This is a genomic window from Kitasatospora aureofaciens, assembly GCF_001188955.3.
Lineage (GTDB): Bacteria > Actinomycetota > Actinomycetes > Streptomycetales > Streptomycetaceae > Kitasatospora > Kitasatospora aureofaciens.
Genome location: NZ_JPRF03000034.1, coordinates 2,501 through 21,968, shown reverse-complemented (window position 1 = coordinate 21,968; position 19,468 = coordinate 2,501). Strand labels below are relative to the sequence as shown.

11 protein-coding genes are annotated in these 19,468 nt (G+C 72.6%); 3 read left to right on the top strand and 8 right to left on the bottom strand.

What is annotated here, in order from left to right:
* Positions 1–224: 224 nt before the first annotated feature.
* From HS99_RS23290 to HS99_RS23280, 3 genes are all read left to right on the top strand, one after another.
* The gene (locus tag HS99_RS23290; protein WP_078938858.1) at positions 225–2,534 is read left to right on the top strand and encodes an RICIN domain-containing protein; all 2,310 of its coding nucleotides are present in this window, start codon (positions 225–227) and stop codon (positions 2,532–2,534) included.
* A 93-nt stretch (positions 2,535–2,627) separates the two neighbouring features.
* Positions 2,628–5,033, top strand: coding sequence for a ricin-type beta-trefoil lectin domain protein (locus HS99_RS23285; RefSeq protein WP_030557963.1), 2,406 nt, complete (start codon positions 2,628–2,630; stop codon positions 5,031–5,033).
* A 533-nt stretch (positions 5,034–5,566) separates the two neighbouring features.
* Complete coding sequence (locus tag HS99_RS23280) at positions 5,567–6,901, top strand: GH1 family beta-glucosidase (RefSeq protein WP_030290480.1); 1,335 nt, start codon at positions 5,567–5,569, stop codon at positions 6,899–6,901.
* Positions 6,902–7,073: 172 nt separating this feature from the next.
* Here HS99_RS23280 and HS99_RS23275 read toward each other — a convergent pair whose 3' ends face one another.
* From HS99_RS23275 to HS99_RS23240, 8 genes are all read right to left on the bottom strand, one after another.
* On the bottom strand, positions 7,074–8,201 hold the full coding sequence (locus HS99_RS23275; RefSeq protein ID WP_030290481.1) for an NADH:flavin oxidoreductase: 1,128 nt from the start codon (positions 8,199–8,201) through the stop codon (positions 7,074–7,076).
* Positions 8,202–8,396: 195 nt separating this feature from the next.
* On the bottom strand, positions 8,397–9,827 hold the full coding sequence (locus tag HS99_RS23270; protein WP_050366384.1) for a leucyl aminopeptidase: 1,431 nt from the start codon (positions 9,825–9,827) through the stop codon (positions 8,397–8,399).
* The gene (locus tag HS99_RS45145; protein WP_030557960.1) at positions 9,824–12,364 is read right to left on the bottom strand and encodes a tetratricopeptide repeat protein; all 2,541 of its coding nucleotides are present in this window, start codon (positions 12,362–12,364) and stop codon (positions 9,824–9,826) included. Before HS99_RS45145 ends, HS99_RS23270 begins: the two co-directional genes overlap by 4 nt.
* A gap of 305 nt (positions 12,365–12,669) precedes the next feature.
* The gene (locus tag HS99_RS23260) at positions 12,670–13,812 is read right to left on the bottom strand and encodes an aminotransferase class V-fold PLP-dependent enzyme (RefSeq protein WP_030557958.1); all 1,143 of its coding nucleotides are present in this window, start codon (positions 13,810–13,812) and stop codon (positions 12,670–12,672) included.
* The gene (locus tag HS99_RS23255; RefSeq protein ID WP_030290485.1) at positions 13,809–15,092 is read right to left on the bottom strand and encodes an MFS transporter; all 1,284 of its coding nucleotides are present in this window, start codon (positions 15,090–15,092) and stop codon (positions 13,809–13,811) included. Before HS99_RS23255 ends, HS99_RS23260 begins: the two co-directional genes overlap by 4 nt.
* 137 nt (positions 15,093–15,229) lie before the next feature.
* Complete coding sequence (locus tag HS99_RS23250; protein ID WP_050366382.1) at positions 15,230–17,443, bottom strand: trehalose-6-phosphate synthase; 2,214 nt, start codon at positions 17,441–17,443, stop codon at positions 15,230–15,232.
* Positions 17,444–17,462: 19 nt separating this feature from the next.
* Positions 17,463–18,458, bottom strand: coding sequence for a carbohydrate kinase family protein (locus HS99_RS23245; protein ID WP_232790742.1), 996 nt, complete (start codon positions 18,456–18,458; stop codon positions 17,463–17,465).
* Between the two features lie 212 nt (positions 18,459–18,670).
* The gene (locus HS99_RS23240; protein WP_030557954.1) at positions 18,671–19,426 is read right to left on the bottom strand and encodes a G1 family glutamic endopeptidase; all 756 of its coding nucleotides are present in this window, start codon (positions 19,424–19,426) and stop codon (positions 18,671–18,673) included.
* Positions 19,427–19,468 lie beyond the last annotated feature (42 nt).

Below are 19,468 nucleotides of genomic sequence, written 5' to 3'. Positions count from 1 at the left end.
GCCCTGCCTGGCGGCACGGATCAACTGTCCGGCTTGGTGGGCATGGCGCCCCGGAAGTGTTGCATTTCATTCGAAGTTGTTGATTGTTGTTGAAAGCTGGGTCTACTGTCCTCCCCGGCGGTCCGCATGCACCCGCCAGCGCCCGTCCCGGCGGTTCGTCCGTGACTCCGGTGCTGGGGACCCCCATCCCCCTGCCGGCCCGGCCCGAGGAGCAGGAGCAGTCGATGAGCACACCACCCCATCCGTTCCGCCGGGGCGTCACCGCCCTGGCGGCCTTCGCACTCGGCGTCGCCACCGTCGTCGCGGCCGCGCCCGCCGTGGAGGCCGCGCCCGCCCCCACGGCGCAGTCCGTGACGATCGACGGCTCCTCGCCGGGGCGGGCCTACGACGGGCTCGGCGCGATCAGCGGCGGCGGCGCCACCTCGCGCCTGCTGGTCGACTACCCCGAACCCCAGCGCAGCCAGGTGCTGGACTACCTGTTCAGGCCCGGTTACGGCGCCTCCCTGCAGACGCTGAAGGTGGAGATCGGCGGCGACGCCAACTCCTCCGACGGCCCCGAGCCGTCCCACATGCGCACCTCCACCAAGGTCGACTGCGACCGCGGGTACGAGTGGTGGCTGATGGAGCAGGCCAAGGCCCGCAACCCCAAGATCACGTTCTACGGTCTGGAATGGGCCGCGCCAGGCTGGCTGAACGGCGGCATCTGGTCCCAGGACAACATCGCCTACCTGGAGTCCTGGCTCGGGTGCGCCCACCAGCACGGGCTGAACGTCGGCTACCTCGGCGGCTGGAACGAGCGCGGCTACGACAAGGCCTGGTTCGAGAGGCTGCGTGCCGACCTGGACGGCCACGGCCACCAGGGCACCGTCCTGGTCGCTTCCGACAGCGACGACGAGCACTGGTCGATCGCTGCGGACATGGCGAGCGACCCCGCCTTCGCCGAGGCCGTCGGAGTGATCGGCCTGCACGGCACCTGCTGGCACTCGACGCCGGTCTACACGGCCTGTCCGGGAAGCAGCACCGCGACCGGGCTGGGCAAGCGGCTGTGGGCCTCCGAGGACGACAACGACAGCTACGGAGCCGACCCGGCCGCCCTGGCCCGCAACGTCAACCGCGAGTACCTCGACGCCCGGATCACCTCGGACATCAAGTGGGCGGTGGTCAGCTCCTGGCCCTCGGAGCTGCCCTACGCGGGTGCCGGCCTGATGGCCGCCGACCAGCCCTGGTCCGGCAACTACGCGGTGGGCCGCGACATCTGGGTGATGGCGCACACCACCCAGTTCGCGAAGCCCGGCTGGCAGTACCTCGACGCCTCCAGCGGCTACCTCGCCGGTGCCGGCGCCAACGGAGACCCGCACGGCGGGAGTTACGTCACGCTCAAGTCCGGCCGGGACTACAGCACGGTCATCGAGTCCACCGACGCCACCGCCGCGCAGACCGTCAACGTCAAGGTCGCCGGCGGCCTGTCCACCGGCCCGGTGCACGTCTGGGCCACCGACATGAACTCCACCGATCCGTCGAGGTGGTTCGTCCACACCCAGGACCTGACGCCGAAGGGCGGTTCGTACTCCCTCACCGTGCAGCCCGGTTACGTCTACACGGTGACCACCACCACCGGCCAGGGCAAGGGCACCGCCGTGGCGCCCCCGTCCACCGCGATGCCGCTGCCCTACCGGGCAGACCTCAGCGGGTACACCACGGGGGCCACCGCCCGCTACTTCCATGACTGGGCCGGCGCCTTCGAGACCGCGCCCTGCCCGTCCGGGGCGACCACCCCGATGTGCCTGCGCCAGGTGATCACCCGGGCGCCCATCCCGTGGCACGACGACATGAACTACACCCCGCTCACCCTCCTGGGCGACCCGTCCTGGGCCCACTACCAGGCGAGCACCGACGTCGTCCTCGAACAGGCCGACACCTCCGCCGAACTGCTCGGCCGCATCGACCACGTCGACCACGACCGCTCCGGCTACCACCTGAAGATCGACGACACCGGCGCCTGGAGCCTGTTCACCGAGGACCGCGCCGGAGCCGACACCGTGCTGGCGAGCGGCAGCTACCCCGGCGCCGGTGCCGGCACCTGGCACAACCTCACACTGGCCGTGCAGGGACAGAACATCACCGCGTCGATCGACCGCGTGCAGGTCGCCTCGGTCGCCGACGCCGGCCACGGCACCGGCCAGATCGGCCTGGGCGTCGGCGGCTTCCAGCACGCCGACTTCGCCAACACCACCGTGACGCCGCTGGCCGCACCGGCCACCCACACCGTGACCAGCGCCAACAGCGGCAAGTGCCTGGACGTCACGGGCGCCTCGACGGCCGACGGCGCCCAGGTCGTCCAGTGGACCTGCGGGGCCGGCAAGGCCAACCAGCAGTGGACCCTCGTCCCGGTCGCCGGGGCCCGCGTCCAGCTGGTGTCGGCCAACAGCGGCAAGTGCCTGGACGTCACGGGTGCCTCCACCGCTGACGGCGCCCAGGTCGTCCAGTGGACCTGCGGCACCGGCCGAGCCAACCAGGAGTGGACCGTCTCGTAACGGGACCGGCGAAGCCCCTGCCCCCACGTCGTGCCGGGCGCCTGCGGGCGCCCGGCACGGACCGCCACCCCTCCCCACACCCAGGAGACGCCCATGGGCCGTCAACACCTGTCATCGACCTGGCGCACCGCCCTGAGCGCGGCGCTCGTCCTCGCCGGCGCGCTGGGCGGCCTGATCGCGCCGTCAGGCGCCCAGGCCGCCACCCCCACCCCCACCGCCGTCACCATCGACGGCACCAAGCCGGGCCTCACCTTCGACGGGGTCGGCGCGATCTCCGGCGGCGGCGGCAACTCCCGCCTGCTGGTGGACTATCCGGAGCCCCAGCGCAGCCAACTGCTCGACTACTTGTTCAAGCCCGGGTACGGAGCCTCGCTGCAGGTGCTGAAGCTGGAGATCGGCGGCGACACCAACTCCACCGACGGCGCCGAACCCAGCATTGAGCACACCCGCGGCACCGTCGACTGCAACCAGGGCTACGAGTGGTGGCTGGCCGATCAGGCCAAGGCCCGCAACCCCGACATCAAGTTCTACGGCCTCTCCTGGGGCGCCCCCGGCTGGATCGGCAACACCGGCAGCGGCGGCCACTTCTGGTCCCAGGACAGCGTCAACTACCTGATGGACTGGATGGGCTGCGCCACCCGGCACCACCTGAACGTGTCATACCTCGGCGGGTGGAACGAGCGCGGCTTCGACAAGGCCTGGTACGAGAACCTGAAGAGCGCGCTCGTGGCACGCGGTTACGGCGCCACCAAGGTCGTCGCCGCCGACGACACCTGGGACGTGGCCGACGCCATGGCCACCGACCCGGCATTCAAGAACGCCGTCGACGTCGTCGGCGTCCACTACCCCTGCGGGTACATGAGCGACTTCAGCAGTTGCCCCAGCCCGGCGAACGCCCAGGCGCTCGGCAAGCCGCTGTGGGCGAGCGAGAACGGCTCCGAGGACGCCGACGGCGGCGCCCCGGCGGTGGCGCGCGGGATCAACCGCGGCTACCTCGACGGAAAGATGACCTCGTTCATCAACTGGCCGGTCATCGCCTCGCTCTACCCCGACCTGTTCTTCTCCACCGACGGGATGTCGATCGCCAACCAGCCCTGGTCCGGCACCTACAGCATCGGCAAGACGACCTGGGTCACCGCGCACACCACCCAGTTCACCAAGCCCGGTTGGCGCTACATCGACTCCGCGAGCGGCTACCTCGGCGGTGCCCGCACCAACGGCAGCTACGTCACGCTGAAGGGCGTGAACAACCGCGACTACAGCACCGTGATCGAGACCCTGGACGCCACCGCCGCCCAGACCGCGAGCTTCACCGTCAAGGGCGGCCTGTCCACCGGCAACGTCCACGTCTGGTCCACCGACCTCAACTCCACCAACCCCGCTGACTGGTTCGTCCACCAGCAGGACGTCACTCCGGCCCACGGCACGTACACCCTCACCCTGCAGCCCGGCCGGGTCTACACCGTGACCACCACCACCGGCCAGGGCAAGGGCACCGCCACCCCGCCGCCTGCCGCGCCGATGAAGCTGCCCTACGCCGACGGCTTCGAGACGCCCGCGACGACCACCTCGCCGAAGTACTTCGCGGACATGAACGGCGCCTTCCAGACCGTCGCCTGCGGCGGCGGCCGCACCGGCACCTGCCTGCGCCAGATGGCCCCGACCAGGCCGATCAACTGGACCGACGAGCCGTACAACGCCCCGTACACGATGATGGGCGACGGCAGCTGGTCCAACTACACCGTCACCGCCGACACGATGTTCGAGCAGTCGAGCACCGTCGAACTCCTCGGCCGGGTCAACCAGCAGGGCCGCAACAACAACGGCCTGAACGCCTACCACCTGCGGGTCAGCGACACCGGCGCCTGGTCCATCGACAAGAGCGACACCAGCTGGCACTTCACCACCCTCGCGAGCGGCACCACCACCGCCCTCGGCACCGGCCGCTGGCACACCGTCGCGCTCACCCTGGACAACGCGACCCTCACCGCGAGCATCGACGGCACCGCCGTGGGCAGCACGACCGACACCAGCTTCACCAACGGACGCGCCGGTCTCGGCGTGACGGGCTACCAGACCGACCAGTTCGACAACTTCGCCCTCACCCCCGGCACCCCCACCACCCACACCGGACCGATCGCCTCCGCTCTGCCCGGCACCTGCGCCCGACCCACCGCCGGGACCAGCGGCGCCGCCGTGCAGCTGTGGGCCTGCGACGGCAGCGCCCAGCAGGTGTGGACCCGCACCAATGGCACCCTCACCCACAACGGCAAGTGCCTGGACGTCACCGGCGGTGGCACCGCCAACGGCACCCCGGTCGAACTCTGGGACTGCAACGGCGGCGCCAACCAGCAGTGGGCGCCCCAGCCGGACGGCAGCCTGATGAGCGCCCAGTCCGGCCGCTGCCTCGACGACCCCGCCGGGGCCACCGCCGACGGCACCCCGCTGGAGATCTGGGACTGCAACGGCGGCGCCAACCAGCGGTGGACCCTGCCGTAGTTCCCTGACGGCCCGGACCCGTCCCCTTCCGGCCGTCATGACCGCATCCGTGCGGCGCGAACGGCCGGATTATTCACGTTGTGATCACTGGAGAGCCGGATGACCGGGAGACCGGCATGTCCGGTTCGGCGGGAGGCCGCGCGGAAAAGGACCTGCCACGGGCAGGCACCTCGCCGCGCGGCCGACCCAACCGCGTGTCTGATGCGCTCACGCCGCCTCGCCCGCGACCACGAGGGCCGCACCGACAGGCGCCGTCGACGTTCCTGTCCAGAGCCCGCACAGCACGTGGCAGAGCACGACGCAGAAGGTGGTCACCCAGAGGACTACCGCTGACGCGTGGAATATGTCGAGTTCCTGCCATGAGGGATTCGGACAGTGCAGACGAGTGTCTCCGGAAGTGCTTCTTTGACTAAGGGGCAAGCGAACTCTGGGAGAGCGATCGTGGGGTCTTCGGGCGTGGTCGACCGTCCTCTGGTGCTTTGGCGTCGCGCCGATAACATGAGGGCTCCTCACATTCTTGTCAGGAGGCTGCCATGCCGGATCGCTACGACCTGCCGGCGGGGTTCCGCTGGGGCGCCGCCACCGCCGCCTACCAGATCGAAGGGGCGGTGGGGGAGGACGGCCGCGGCCCGTCCGTCTGGGACACCTTCTGCGCCCGCCCCGGCGCCGTCCGCGACGGCCTCACCGGTGCGGTGGCCTGCGACCACTACCACCGGTACCTCGAGGACATCGAGCTGATGAAGGGCCTCGGGCTGGACGGCTACCGCTTCTCCATCGCCTGGCCCCGGGTCCTGCCCACCGGCGCCGGCACCGTCAACCCGGCCGGGCTCGCCTTCTACGACCGCCTCGTCGACGCACTCCTCGACGCCGGCATCACCCCCCTCCCCACCCTCTTCCACTGGGACCTCCCACAGGCACTCGAGGACCTCGGCGGCTGGCTCAACCGCGAGACGGCGTACCGCTTCGCCGAGTACGCGGCCGTCGTCGCCGACCGCCTCGGCGACCGCGTCCCGGCGTGGATCACCCTCAACGAGCCCTTCGTCCACACCGTCTTCGGTTACGCCCTGGGCACCCACGCCCCCGGCCGCACCCTGATGTTCGAGGCGCTTCCCGCCGCCCATCACCAGCTCCTCGGTCACGGCCTGGCCGCCTCGGTCCTGCACGAGCGCGGCCTGGAGGTGATGCTCTCCAACAACCTCACCCCGGTCCAGCCGGCCTCCTCCTCGCCCGCCGACCTGGCCGCCGCCGCGGCCTACGACGATCTCCACAACCGCCTGTTCACCGACCCCGTCCTGCTCGGTCGCTACCCCGACCTCTCCGCCCTCGGCGTCCCCGACGACATCTACGGCGCCGTCCACCCAGGCGACAGCGACCTCATCCACACCCCCGGCCTCGACGGCTTCGGCCTCAACTTCTACAACCCCACCCGCGTCGCCGCCCCCACCGACCCGGGCCTCCCCTTCACCCTCGTCGACATCCCCGACGCCCCCCACACCGCCTTCGGCTGGCCCGTCGTCCCCGACGCCCTCCGCCAACTCCTCCTCCACCTGCGCGAGTCGTACGGCAAGGCCCTCCCGCCGATCACCATCACCGAGAACGGCTGCTCCGTCGAGGAGTCCACCACCCCCGACCAGCCCCGCATCGACTTCATGTCCGCCCACCTCGACGCCGTCGCCGAGGCCGTTGCCGAAGGCGTCGACGTCCGTGGCTACTACACCTGGTCCCTGCTTGACAACTTCGAATGGGCCGAGGGGCTGTTCCGTCAGAGGTTCGGCCTCGTGCACGTCGACTTCGAGACGCAGCGGCGCACCCCGAAGGCTTCGTACGCCTGGTACCGCGACCTGATCGCCAACCACCGGGCGAGGTAGGCGGGTTAGCCCAGGTGGGTGGGTCGCCCTGGGAGTGGGAAGTCGGACGGGCCGACTTCCCGCTCCGCGCCGGTAGGTGTGCGGCCGCTCCGGGTGGCGACCGCCGGGGAGCAGGGGCCGTCAGAAGGCCCGCTCCCGAAGGCCCGTCCCGCAAGACCAGCGGGTGCGGCGGTCAGCTCAGGCTGCGGATCGCGGAGGCGTCGTAGGGGCGGAGGTCGGCGAAGCGGCCGTCGAGCACCTTGGCGGCCCACTCGGGGTCCTGGAGGAGGGCGCGGCCGACGGCGACGAGGTCGAACTCGTCGCGCTCCAGGCGGTCGAGGAGGTTGTCGATGCCCTGGACCGGGGAGTCCTGGCCGGCGAAGGCGGCCAGGAAGTCGCCGTCGAGGCCGACGGAGCCGACGGTGATGGTGGGGCGGCCGGTCAGCTTCTTGGTCCAGCCGGCCAGGTTGAGGTCGGAGCCGTCGAACTCGGGGGTCCAGTAGCGGCGGGTCGAGGCGTGGAAGGCGTCGACGCCGGCCTCGGCGAGCGGGGCGAGGATCGCCTCCAGCTCCTGGGGGGTCTCGGCGAGGCGGGCGTCGTAGTTCTCCGACTTCCACTGCGAGTAGCGGAAGATCACCGGGAATTCGGGGGAGACGGCCTCGCGCACCGCGGCGACGAGCTCGGCCGTGAACTTCGTCCGGGCGACCGGGTCGCCGCCGTAGGCGTCGGTGCGGCGGTTGGTGCCGGCCCACAGGAACTGGTCGAGCAGGTAGCCGTGGGCGCCGTGCAGCTCGACGCCGTCGAAGCCGATCCGCTCGGCGGCCGCGGCGGCTTCGGCGAACGCGTGGATGACGGCGTCCAGGTCGGCCCGGGTCATCGCCCGCCCGGTTCCCTCGGTGCCGTCCAGCCGGATGCCGGACGGGCCGACGGCGGGGGCACCGGCGAAGGGCGGGTCGCTCTGCTTGCGCACCATGCCGACGTGCCAGAGCTGCGGCACGATCGTGCCGCCCGCGGCGTGGACGTCCTCGGCGACCCGGGCCCACCCGGCCAGCTGCTCCTCGCCGTGGAAGCGCGGGACGTCGTCGCTCTGACCGGCGGACTCGTGGCCGACGTACGTTCCCTCGGTGACGATCAGACCGACGCCCGCCGCAGCTCGGCGCGCGTAGTACGAGCGCACGTTCTCGCCGGGCACGCCGCCCGGGGAGAACTTGCGCGTCATCGGCGCCATCACGATGCGGTTGGGCACGGTCAGCCCGTTGATCCTGACGGGGCGGGAGAGGATCTCGGTCGTGCGGGAGACGGAGGGCTCGGTGACGGTCATGGGGATTCCTCGCGGATGGCGGGCAGTGGACTGTGCCGGGACGAAAACGGTTGCCCGTGCCAACCACCTCGACGGCCCCCGCATTTCGCCCACCGCACGACTCCTGCCGTGATCTGCGCCACTCCGCGCCCCCGCGCCCCCTCGCCTCCACGCCACTCCAGGCCTCCGCGCCGACGGAAGAAGGCGCCCGTGCAGTCAGGCAGTCGGGCCGGGGCGGGCCGTGAGGAGTTCGGCGAGGGTGCGGACGCCGAAGCCGGTGGCGCCTGCGGGCCATTCGGCGTCGTCGGTGTCGGAGAGGGCGGTGCCCTGGATGTCGAGGTGGGCCCACGGGATGTGGGGCGGGACGAACTCGCGGAGGAAGTGGCCGGCCAGCAGGGCGGTGCCGTGCCGGGTGCCGAGGGTGTAGTTGACCAGGTCGGCGATCCGGGAGCGGAGTTGGGGCCGGTACGCGTCGGGGAGCGGTAGTGGCCAGAGCGGTTCGCCGGCCCGGGCGCCGGCCGCGCGCAGGCGCTCGATCAGCGTGTCGTCGGTGCCCATCAGTGCGGCGACCCGGCGGCCCAGGGCGATCGCGGCGGCGTCGGTGAGGGTGGCGATGTCGATGATCGCCTGTGGTCCGGTCTCGGCGGCCAGGACGAGTGCGTCAGCCATGATCAGGCGTCCTTCGGCGTCCGCGTGGCAGATCTCGACGGTGGTGCCGTCGCGCATGACCAGGACGTCACCGACCCGGATCGGATCGGCGTTGGGCATGTTCTCGGTAAGCGGCAGCCAGGCGTCCACCGCGACGGGGCAGTCCAGCGCGCCCAGGACGGACATCGCGCCGAGGACGGCGGCCGCTCCGGCCATGTCGGCCTTCATGCCGGCCAGGTGCGCGTTGGGCTTCAGGGACAGGCCGCCGGCGTCGAAGGTGACGCCCTTGCCGACCAGGGCGATCCGCTCGGTCCAGCGCTTCGGCCGGTAGCCCAGCTTGACCAGCCTGGGCGGCACCAGGGAGCCCCGGCTGACCCCGAGCAGTCCGCCCAGCCGCTCGTCGGCGATCCGCAGGCCGTCCCAGACCTCGCAGTCCAGCCCGGTCTCGGCGGCGATCCTGGCGGCGTGTTCGGCGAAGGCGGGCGGGGTGAGGGCCTCGCCGGGTTCGTTGACCAGGTCCCGTGCCAGGAGGACGGCTTCTGCCAGTCGGCGGCCCTCGAACAGGCCGCGGGCGGCGTCCGGCGTCTCCGGGGCGAGCACCTCGATGAGCTGGTCGGTCGGCGCGGCCGCGCCGCTCCGGTACCGGGTGAACCGGTACCCGCCGAGCAGGTAGCCCTCGACCAGCGGCCGGAGGTCCGGGCTCGGCGCGTGGACGGCCAGCCGCCGGTAGGCGGAGGTGGCTCGGGCGAGCCCGGCCGCAGCGGCCCGGATCGCGTCCCGGTCGGGCCGGGCCCGCGGCCCGACACCGAGCAGTACGGTCACGGGCGCGCCGGGCAGTTGCAGCACCTGGCCCACCTCGCCGCTGAACCCGGTGCCGGCCAGGTACGCGGCGGGCAGGTCGGCGGGCGGCTCGCCGGCCCGCACCGGGCGCACGACGGCCTCGGCCTCGGCCTCCGCCTCGGGGCCCGTGTCCGGGCGCAGCACCCAGGTGACGCTCACGGCCGCTCCCGTCGGGCCGCGAGCCGGGCCGCTCCCCAGGCCTCCAGGTCGGCCAGGTACGTGCGGGCCAGCTCGCCCATGCCGTTGGCCGCGCCGACCGCCGCCCAGCCGCGGGCCGCGGAGATGGCGTACGGGTCCAGCCGGAGGGCCTGGAGGAAGCAGTCCTCGGCGAGGACCGGCCGCCCGGCCCGCCGGAAGCACTCGCCCGCCGACGCGTAGCCGAACGCGGTGGAGACCGGGCCGAGCCGGGCGGTGCGCAGGTAGCTGTCGGCCGCCTCCCGGGGGAGGTCGCGCCGCAGCAGGCCCTCCGCCACCTCGATGTGGGTCTTGGGCTCGTACGGGTCCAGGGCCAGCGCCTCCGCGACCAGCCGGTCGCCCCGTTCGTCCTCGCCGAAGGCGTAGCACTCCTTGGAGCGGCTCTCCACGCAGGCCCGCAGGTTCTCCCGTTTGAGGAACTCCTGGTACGGCCCTTCGGCGGGCACCGCCCGGGCGAGCTCCTCGGCACGGTCCATGTCGCGGGCCAGCCAGCCGCGGTCCCCGGCCAGGAACGGAACGAAGCTGACGCTGCGGTAGAACCGGCTCTCCGCCATCATCTTCTCGAACGGGGAGCGGTCCGGTTCCGCCAGCAGCTCCTCCAGCGCCCGGGCGCCGATCTCACGCCAGCGCGTCGCCTCCTCCAGCGAACGCGTCTCGCGGGCGTGGAACACCACCGCCACCACGGCGATGACGAACCGGAGGTTGGTCGGGCAGGCCGGGTGTTCCGCGATGGCGAAGGAGGTCTCCGGGGCGGCCACCCGGGTGCCGACGGAGGCGACGTACCGCACCAGGTCGCGCCAGTGGTGCAGCCGGAGCTCGGCCGGGGTCCGCAGCCGGTCGACCGGCACGGCGGGGATCAACTCCAGGACGAGCTTGGCGAATCCGAGCCGGTACAGCACCATGGCGACCTGCTGCTGCCGCTCGGGTCCTTGACCGCCGAAGTCGTCCAGCCATTCGCACAGCCGGTTCCAGCGCGGCGTGCGCAGGTGTTCGGGCAGGTCGGCGGGGTGGTCGACCGCGAACTCGGTCAGCCCGGACTCGCGGATCAGGTTGCCCCGGAAGGCGGGCGGCATCAGGCGCTGCCAGTTGACCTCGGCCCGCTCGGCCCCGCGCTCGCCCCCGCGCTCGGCGAACTCGTAGGCCAGGCTGGGCAGCCGGGCGTAGAGGCCGGGCGATTCGGACTCGCCCAGGTTGAAGTACGAGGCGTACATCCGGTAGTGCCAGTTGTTGGCGTACGGCCGCTCCCGGTCCCGGGTGGCGGCCCGCTCGGTCAGTTCGGCCAGGGGTCGGTCGCCGTCCCGCCGGCAGGCGTCCAGCAGCGCGTCCCGGGTGGCGCCGGCGCGCGGGGCGGCGCGGAAGGCCCGTTCGTTGAGAACCCGGGCGAACTCGGTGTGCCCGAGTTCGCGGGCGCGGTCGGCGGCCCGCAGCAGGGCGAAGCCGGTGCCGAACGGGCCGAGCCGGGCGGCGTGCAGGTAGCCGGCCAGCGCCTGCTCGTGCTCGCCCGCGCGCTCGTGGGCCTGTGCCGCCTGCATCCGGATCTTCACGTCCCAGGGGTCGAGGGCCACGCCCTCCTCGACGGCGGCGCGTTCGGCCTCGGTGTCGCCCGTCCGCACGGCGATCTCCAGGTGCCGGTCGAGCAGCCGCCGGCGGGTCTCCAGCAGGACCAGCTCGTCGTCCCCGTCGGGGGCGGTCAGCTCGGCGACGCTCGCCCGGACGTCGGCCAGCAGAGCCCGGGCGCTGCCGAAGTCCCGCTGCCGCTCGGCGTACATCACCTCGCGCAGTGCCAGCCGAGCGGTCAGGACGGTGTGGGTGAAGCGGGTGAGCTCGCCCGCGATGTCCTTGAGCAACTCCCGGGCGCGCCCGAGGAAGAGCGGCGCGGCGGAATCGTCCCCCGCGTGGCGTGCGAGCAGGTAGCCCCAGCCGGCCACCGCCTGGACGTGGGCGACGGTGGGCGCGGGGTGGTCGGCCAGCACCCGGTAGGCGGCCGTGGTCCGCTCGGAGAGGCCCTCGGAGCCGAACAGGGCGGCCGCGCGGGCGGCCTGCACGGCGGCCGTCACCTGGTCCTGACAGGCCGCCGGGTCGAGGTCCGCCGGGACGACTTCGAGAACCGCGGCGGGGAGGCAGACCGCGACCAGCCAGTGCGCGAGGCCGGACCGGTCCAGCTGGTCCAGCTCGGCGTGCCGCCGGTACGCCCCGGTCATCCGCCGCCAGGCGGGGGAGGCCAGTTCGTCGGGAAGGTCGGTCGGGACCGTCGCCCGGTAGGCGGTCAGCCGGGACTCCTGCACCAGCAGCCGGCGGTAGCTCGCGGGCATCGTCATGCCGAACCGCAGCGCGCCCGGAGAGCGGTTCTCGAAACGCCGGGCGGCGAGGACCGCAGACCGTGCCTGAATGACCGTGGCCGGTGATTCGGCGCCGTCGAAGTACGGGCGGTGCACCTCGTAGGTGAGCCAACTCGGAGCGTTGACACCGACGATTCCGTGACTGAATTCCCACCGGTTCACGCGGTAGTTCCTCTGCTTTTCGTGGGCCGGGCTCCGGGCGATCGGCAAGATGCCCCGCGATGGAATTCCGAGCGAGCCATGAATTCCATCGCGGGGTATTCGTGGAGTGCCGGAATCAGACGCCGGCGTCGTCGATCAGACAGGTCCAGCAGTCCGCCGCACCAGTGCTGATCTCGACCTCGTCCTCCAGGGACTCCCAGGTCTCGTAAGCCATTTCGCAACCCCTCTCTTTTCACGGGCCGGTCCGGATTATTCGGACCGGCGAAGCGGTTGAGCGATATTCTTCGCGGACCGGAACGGTGCCGTCAAGGCTTGTGCACGGCAAGCTCCGAGAGAATCTCCGACACTTCTTCATCGCTTGTCCAGAAATGGGGGGAGACGCGGACCCAGCCGTCCGGAACGGAGACGTGTATTCCGGCCGACGTCAATCGCCGGACGATATCCACGCCCTCCGTCCGGCGCCCGGTGAAACTCACGACGCCCGAGTGCCCGGTGCCGTCCGGCGGGAGCGCCGGCTCGTACCCGAGCCCGGCGATCCCGGTGCGCAGCCGGTCGGCCAGGGTCCGCACCCGCTCGGCGACCGCGGTGATGCCGGTCTCCTCCAGCTCGGCCAGTGCGGCGGCGAGCCCGGCCATGCCCACCAGGTCGTACATCCCGCCCTCGACCCGGGCGGTCGCGGCCCGCTCGGGCAGGTCGTAGCGCAGGTGCCCGGGCCCCTTGGACACCTCCGCGGCGCCCTGGTAGCCGAACCAGCCCGTGGGCGTGGAGCGCAGCAGCTCCAGCCGGTCGGCCCGGCAGTAGAACACCCCGGTGCCCGGTGGCCCGCACAGCCACTTGTGCGCGCCCGCGGCCAGGAAGTCCACCGGGGTCCCGGCCACCGACAGCGGCAGCGCGCCGAAGCTCTGCACGGCGTCCACGCAGACCAGCGCCCCGACCTCGGCGGCCAGTTCGCAGATCCGGTCGAGGTCGGAGCGGAAGCCGGTGGCGAAGTTGACGTGGCTGACCGCCACGAGGCGGGTGGCCGGGCCGACGGCCGCGGCCACGTCCTCGATCCGGTAGCCGCCGTCACGCATCGGCACCCAGACCGGCTCGACGCCGTAGCGGCGCAGTCGCAGCCAGGGCCGGACGTTCGCCGGGAAGTCCCGGTCGAACAGCACGACCTGGTCGCCCGGTCGCCAGTCCAGTCCGTCGGCCACCAGGTGGATGGCGGTCGAGGTGTTCGGGACGAAGGCGACCTCCTCGGGCGTGCAGCCGAGCAGCCGGGCGACGGACTGCCGGGCGGCGTTCCGGGCGCCGAACAGGCGGCCGACCTCGGCACTGCCGTACGGAAGCACCTCGTCCAGGGCGGTGCGCATGGCGGCGACGGCGGCGGGCCGCAGCCGGCCCAGCCCGGCGTAGTCGAGGTAGACGTCGCCGGTGGGACCGCCCTGTCGGCGTCTCCCGCTCATGAGGCGGGCCCGACCGTGCCGGCGGCGGGCCCGACCGTGCCGACGGCGCGGGCGGCCGTACGGGCGGTGCGGGCCGCGCCGACCGCCATCCAGCCGGCCACCAGCAGCGGCACGCCGTGCAGCAGCAGCACCCACTGCGCCACCCAGTCCGGTTGCAGGACCAGGCTCGTGACCAGGAGGCCGGACATGAAGCCCGCGTTGACCGTGATCTGGGACAGCCCGAACGCCCTTCCCCGCCGCCCGTCGGGCAGTTGCTGGAGGGACTGCTTGTAGGTGATCTCGCTCAGCGCGTCGCCCAGCCCGGCCCCGGCGGCCGCCAGCAGCCGCGGCCACCAGCCGTCGAGCCAGAACACCCCGATGAAGCCCAGCGACATCACCATGGTGGCGACGCAGTACACCGGGGCCGGCGCGCGCTCGACGAGGCGCTTCGCCAGCGGTCGCAGCACGAAGCTCGCCAGCAGCAACCCGGCCGCCCAACTGCCCCACACCGCACCGGAGACCACGGCGGGCTCGGTCGGGCGCAGCTCGGTGCCCAGCAGGGGCAGTCCGACGTGCTGGGAGGCGCTGCCGAACGCGTCCAGCCCGCGCAGCACGACCAGGCCGGCCACGCCGGCCGCCACCAGCAGCGGCCAGGCGCCGGAGCGGTCCCGGGCCGCGGCGGCACGGCCGTCCGGCTCCCGCATCCGCAGGCGCAGTGCGAGCAGCACCACCGCGGAGAGCGTGTAGCTGGCCGCGTCCAGCCCGAACACCCAGCGGTACCCGGCCACCGGGACCAGGACGGCGGCGAGTCCCATGCCGACCATGAAGGCCACCCCCTTGAGGCCGGCCAGCGCGCTGTTCACCGACGGGGTGCGCGGGCCGGCCAGCACGGGTGTGGCGGCGGACAGCGTGGCCTCGAACACCGAGCGCCCGGTGCCGATCACCACCACCGCCGGGTACAGCCACCAGTTCTGCACGCCCGTCGGCAGGACGGCCAGCAGAGCCAGCATGCCGGCCCGGGCGAGGTCGGCGCCGATCATCATCCGACGGCGGTCCCAGCGGTCCCCGTAGCGGTGCCCGAGTCGGCCGCCCACAATCGCACCGGAGTACAGCGCCACGCTGACCAGCCCGGTCTCCAGCGTCGACCGGCTGTGCTCCCAGACGAAGACGGACAGGCAGATGAAGTCGAGCGCGTAGCCGATGTCCGAGATCGTCTTGGCGGTCAGGAGGACCGCCAGCTGACGGCGACTCGCCGAGGCCGCCTGCCGTGCCACTTCGGTGCCGGCCATCACGGCGCCCATGAGGTCTCAACTCCCCGCTTGTGTGAGGGCTGTCATGATTCCCTCACCAAGCCTCCACGGGCAAGAGGTAGTTCATGAGAACGCTCGGACCGGGCCGTGAACCGTGCAGGTGTTGGCGGATCGGCGGATTGGCGGAGTCAGGCCGTTGGTGCGGCGGGGTCGGGGGTGCCGGCAGGGGTGCGGCCGGGGGTGCAGGTGCGGATGCCGTCGACGATGCGGGCGGCCCAGTCGGCCGGGCGTTCGTGGCCGAGGAGCCGGGAGAGCCGGTCCATCCGGGCGCGCCGTTCGGCGGGGCCGAGGTCGAGGGCGCGGGCGAGGACAGCGCTGAGGTCGTCGCGCGAGCGGGGGTCGGTGAGCAGGGCGGCCGGGCCGAGTTCGGCGGCCGCGCCGGTGTGGCGGGAGAGCACCAGGACGCCCGGGCCCGGGCCGGTGCGCGAGCGGGGGTCGGTGAGCAGGGCGGCCTGGGCGGCGGTGAACTCCTTGGCGGTGAGGTTCATCCCGTCCTGGAGGGACGTCACCCAGAGGACGTCGGCGGCCAGGTACTCGTCGATCACCTCGGCGGCGGACAGGCCGCGGGGCAGGTAGTCGACCGGCAGCCAAGTCCCCTTCTTCCAGGTGGCGTTGACGTCGGCGACACGCTGTTCGAGGCGGCGGCGGGTGGTGTCGTAGGCGGTGATGCCGGGCTCGGGCGGCGGGCAGACCAGCCGGAAGGTGAGCCGGCCTCGCAGCTCGGGCCGCTGGGAGAGCAGGTGGTCGATGGCGTCGACCTTCTGGATCGGGGCCTTGGCGTAGTCGAGGCGTTCGACCGACAGCACCAGGCGGCCGGAGGCCGGGTGGCGGTGAGCCGCGGGGAGGTGGGCCGCGGGGAGGTGGGCCGCGCGGCGGCGGGCGAGCTCCTCGACGAACGGCCGGTCGATCCCCAGGGGGTGGACGGCGGTGTGCGGCGGGTCGGACCGTCCGGCCAGGGTCCGGCGGAAGCGCTCGGCGAAGTCCTCGGTGTGGAAGCCCGCCCAGTCGAGGCAACCCAGTGACCGGCGCAGCTCGTCGGCGACGAGGAGGGTGTCGAAGACCTCGGGGGCCGGGAAGGGGGTGTGGTGGAACAGCCCGGTTCTGAGGTCGGGGCGGAGGCGGCGCAGCAGGCCGGGGACGAGCCACAGGTTGTAGTCGTGGAGCCAGACGGTGGCGCCGGGCGCGGCCTGGCCGCTGATGTGCTCGGCGAAGCGCGCGTTGACCCTGCGGTAGTCGGCCCAGGCCCGTTCGTCGTGGACGGACCGGTCCGGCTCGGACATCAGCACCGGCCAGAGCGTCTCCTTGCAGGCGCGGTGAAAGTAGCCGTGCCAGGTGGCGGTGTCCAGCGGGACGGGGGACAGCGGCAGGGTGGTGGGCTGCGGGAGCGGGGCGAGCCGGTCGCGTCCGGTCAGGGCGGTGACCCAGACGCCCGGCAGGCCGTCGGCGAAGGCGCTGCTCAGGGTGGGCAGGATGCCGTTGGGGCTGCTGGGGGGCTGCCAGTCGTCGCCGTTCCAGTGCAGCGGGGGGCGGTGGTAGGCGACCACGAGCGAGTTCGGACCGACGGCGTGCCGCGAGCCGGGGCGGGAGGTGGAGCCGGGCGCGGGGTCGGGGTCGGGGTCGCGGTCGGCGGAGAGCCAGCGGAGCTTCCGGAGCGCCGCGTGGATGCCGCCCGCCCCGGCCCGGTCGGCGCGGTGGACGAGGGCGTCCTCGGCGAGGGCGGTGAGCAGGGCGCGTTCCGCCCCGGCGACCACCACCGCGTGGGTGCCCAGGCGGAACAGCGAGAGGTCGTTGAGGGAGTCCCCGGCGACCAGGATGTGCTCGCGCTGCCAGCCCAGCTTCGCGGCCAGGGCGCGGAGGGCGTTGCCCTTGGAGGCACTCGGCGGCAGGACGTCGAAGTAGCGGTCCGCGGAGTACACCCAGGTGCAACCGAGGGCCTCGACGGCCCCGGTGAGTTCGTCGGTGAGCCCGTCCGGGTCCACGTGGTAGGAGCAGCGGCCGTTCTGGACGACGCCCTGCTGGTAGGCGAGCGCGGGGAAGCGGCGCAGTGCGGCGCGGACCCGGTCGGGGCCAGGCCAGCCGGCCCGCAGCTGCTCCTGCACCGGGTCGACGGGGGTGAAGTCGGTGCCGTCGATGACGGTGGCGCCCACGTCGGCGATGATCCACCGTGGCCGGGGGACGAGCGGATCCCGGAGGACCTCACGGATCGAGGCCGGTCCCCGGCCGGTCGCGAAGACCGTCGTGACCTCGGGGTGACGGGCCAGGGCATCCCGTAATCGGATCCGGTCGTCCGGGGTGCCGCCGAGCAGTGTGCCGTCCAGATCGGTGACCAGAATCCTCGACATCCGAGGGACGCTAACACGATCACGTCCGGTGGTGAAGTGTTCGTCCCACGTTGGTGGTTGCCCGCGACGGCCGGTGCTGGTCCTGGTCGAGCGGCCGGTCGAGGTGGCGGTCGAGTTGGTGGGCGAGCTCCGCGGCGTCCAGGGCCGCGCTGGAGCCGGGGGCGGTGGTCGCCGCGGCTCCGCAGAGGGTCGCCGCGGCGAGGCAGTCGGGCAGGCTCCAGCCGTTGAGCAGCCCGTGCACCAGGCCGGCGTTGAAGCAGTCGCCCGCCGCCGTCGGGTCGATTGCGGCGCCGGAGCGGACCGACGGGGCGTCGTGCCGCTCGCCCTCCCGGACCGCGACCGCGCCCTGCGCGCCACGCGTGATCACGAGGGTGGGCACCAGGGCGGTGAGCGCGGCGATCGCGCCGTCCAGGCCGCTCAGGCCGTCGGCACCGGTCAGGCGGAGGGCTTCCGCGTCGTTCGGGGTGAAGACGTCGACCAGGGCGAGGGCCTCGCGCACGGCCGGGTCGTCGAGCGTCGCCGGGGTGTCGTGGCAGTCCATGACCACCAGCGTGCCGAGCTGTCGCGCCGCCCGGAGTCCCACCACCGTGTCCTCGTCCCAGCGGAGTTGGGGCAGCACCAGCACGCGCGGGCGCAGGCGGCCGAGCAGGGGCGCGAGCGGCTGGGCGTCGACCGGGTCCTGGAAGCTGACCATCGCCCGGTCGTCGGCGCAGGCGAGGGCGACGGTCAGGCTGCGTACCGGAAAGGGGTGGTGGCGGAAGGCACCCTCGGCCAGCCCTTCCTGCCTGGCGCAGGCCAGCACGTGGGCGCTGAACGGGTCGGTGCCGAAGTCCGCACTCCAGAGGACCCGCCGTCCCAGTCGGTGCAGCGCCATCGCCAGGCTGTACGCGCCGCCCGGCACCAGGCCGAAGCCGTCGGCGAAGACCTCCGTGCCCGGCTGCACCGGCCGGGCCAGACCGTGGAACACCAGATCCGCGAAGTAGGCCCCGGAGACGAGCACTTCGTACGATCGCACCGCTGGGTTGGCCTCCATCCGGTGAGCATACGGCCCTGGGGCGGGTCCGGCAGGTGGTTCTGCGCGCGGATGGTTCGGCGTGTGGTCGGTTCGGTCCGTGGATGGTTCGGGGCACGGACGGTTCGGCGCAAGGCTCCCGGCGGGGCTCCTTCTGGTGCGGTGCCGTCGACCACCACCGGGCTGGCCGACGGCACGGTGCTACCGGAGGAGCGTCAGCTGTGGTGCCAGGTCACCGAGAAGTCGGTGCCGTTGCCGACCTCCGACGTGGTGGTACGGGTGACGCCTCCCTCCGCCATGTCGATGCTCGACGCGTTCGAAGCGCCGAGGTTCTGCCCGTTGACGTCGGCACCGGTGAAGTCGACGGTGCCGAAGTCGGCCAGCGGGAGAACACCGAAGAGGCTCGACGGGGCTTCGGCGATCACCTCCGCGGAGGCCAGGGTCGCGTCCTGGAGGGTCTTGTTGACGGAGCGGGTCCACCCGGCGGTGGCGTTGGTCAGGGTGAGGGTGAAGGAACCGGCGCCGTCGGTGGTGACGCTCGCGGTGAAGTGGTCGCCGGGCTGCACGGAGTTCCTGAAGTTCACCGGGTAGGACGGGTACATCTCGTACCAGGAGGAGTACACCGGAGAGCCACTGGAGCAGTCGGCCTCGGTGCCGATCTGCTCGACGGTCTTGCTGCCGTCGCCGTCGAGACCGACCCAGAACGCGGACCAGGCGTCGGCGCTGGTGCAGGAGACGGCGGGCTGGACCCAGCTGGCCTTGACGCTGGTGAACTTGCCACCCGTGGCCGCGTACCCGGACCAGTTGGAGCTGGTGCCGTGCAGCACGCCGTTGCCGTGGTGGTGCGCGGTGATCGGGGCCAGGACGGGGGCGGCGACGGGCAGAGCGGCGGGGAGCGCCGGGGAGGCACTGCCGAGCAGTGCCAGCAGGGAAGCGGCGGCGACGAGAGCGTGCCGGCGGACTTTGGGCATGACTAGTCCCTTGTGCGGGGGCGGAGTTGACCAAACGCCGAC

Coding starts and splice junctions, on each gene's coding strand:
- HS99_RS23275 (WP_030290481.1), bottom strand. CDS start 8,201: ATGACCGTCACCGAGCCCTCCGTCTCCCGCACGACCGAGATCCTCTCC.
- HS99_RS23285 (WP_030557963.1), top strand. CDS start 2,628: ATGGGCCGTCAACACCTGTCATCGACCTGGCGCACCGCCCTGAGCGCG.
- HS99_RS23260 (WP_030557958.1), bottom strand. CDS start 13,812: ATGAGCGGGAGACGCCGACAGGGCGGTCCCACCGGCGACGTCTACCTC.
- HS99_RS23280 (WP_030290480.1), top strand. CDS start 5,567: ATGCCGGATCGCTACGACCTGCCGGCGGGGTTCCGCTGGGGCGCCGCC.
- HS99_RS23240 (WP_030557954.1), bottom strand. CDS start 19,426: ATGCCCAAAGTCCGCCGGCACGCTCTCGTCGCCGCCGCTTCCCTGCTG.
- HS99_RS23290 (WP_078938858.1), top strand. CDS start 225: ATGAGCACACCACCCCATCCGTTCCGCCGGGGCGTCACCGCCCTGGCG.
- HS99_RS23255 (WP_030290485.1), bottom strand. CDS start 15,092: ATGGGCGCCGTGATGGCCGGCACCGAAGTGGCACGGCAGGCGGCCTCG.
- HS99_RS23250 (WP_050366382.1), bottom strand. CDS start 17,443: ATGTCGAGGATTCTGGTCACCGATCTGGACGGCACACTGCTCGGCGGC.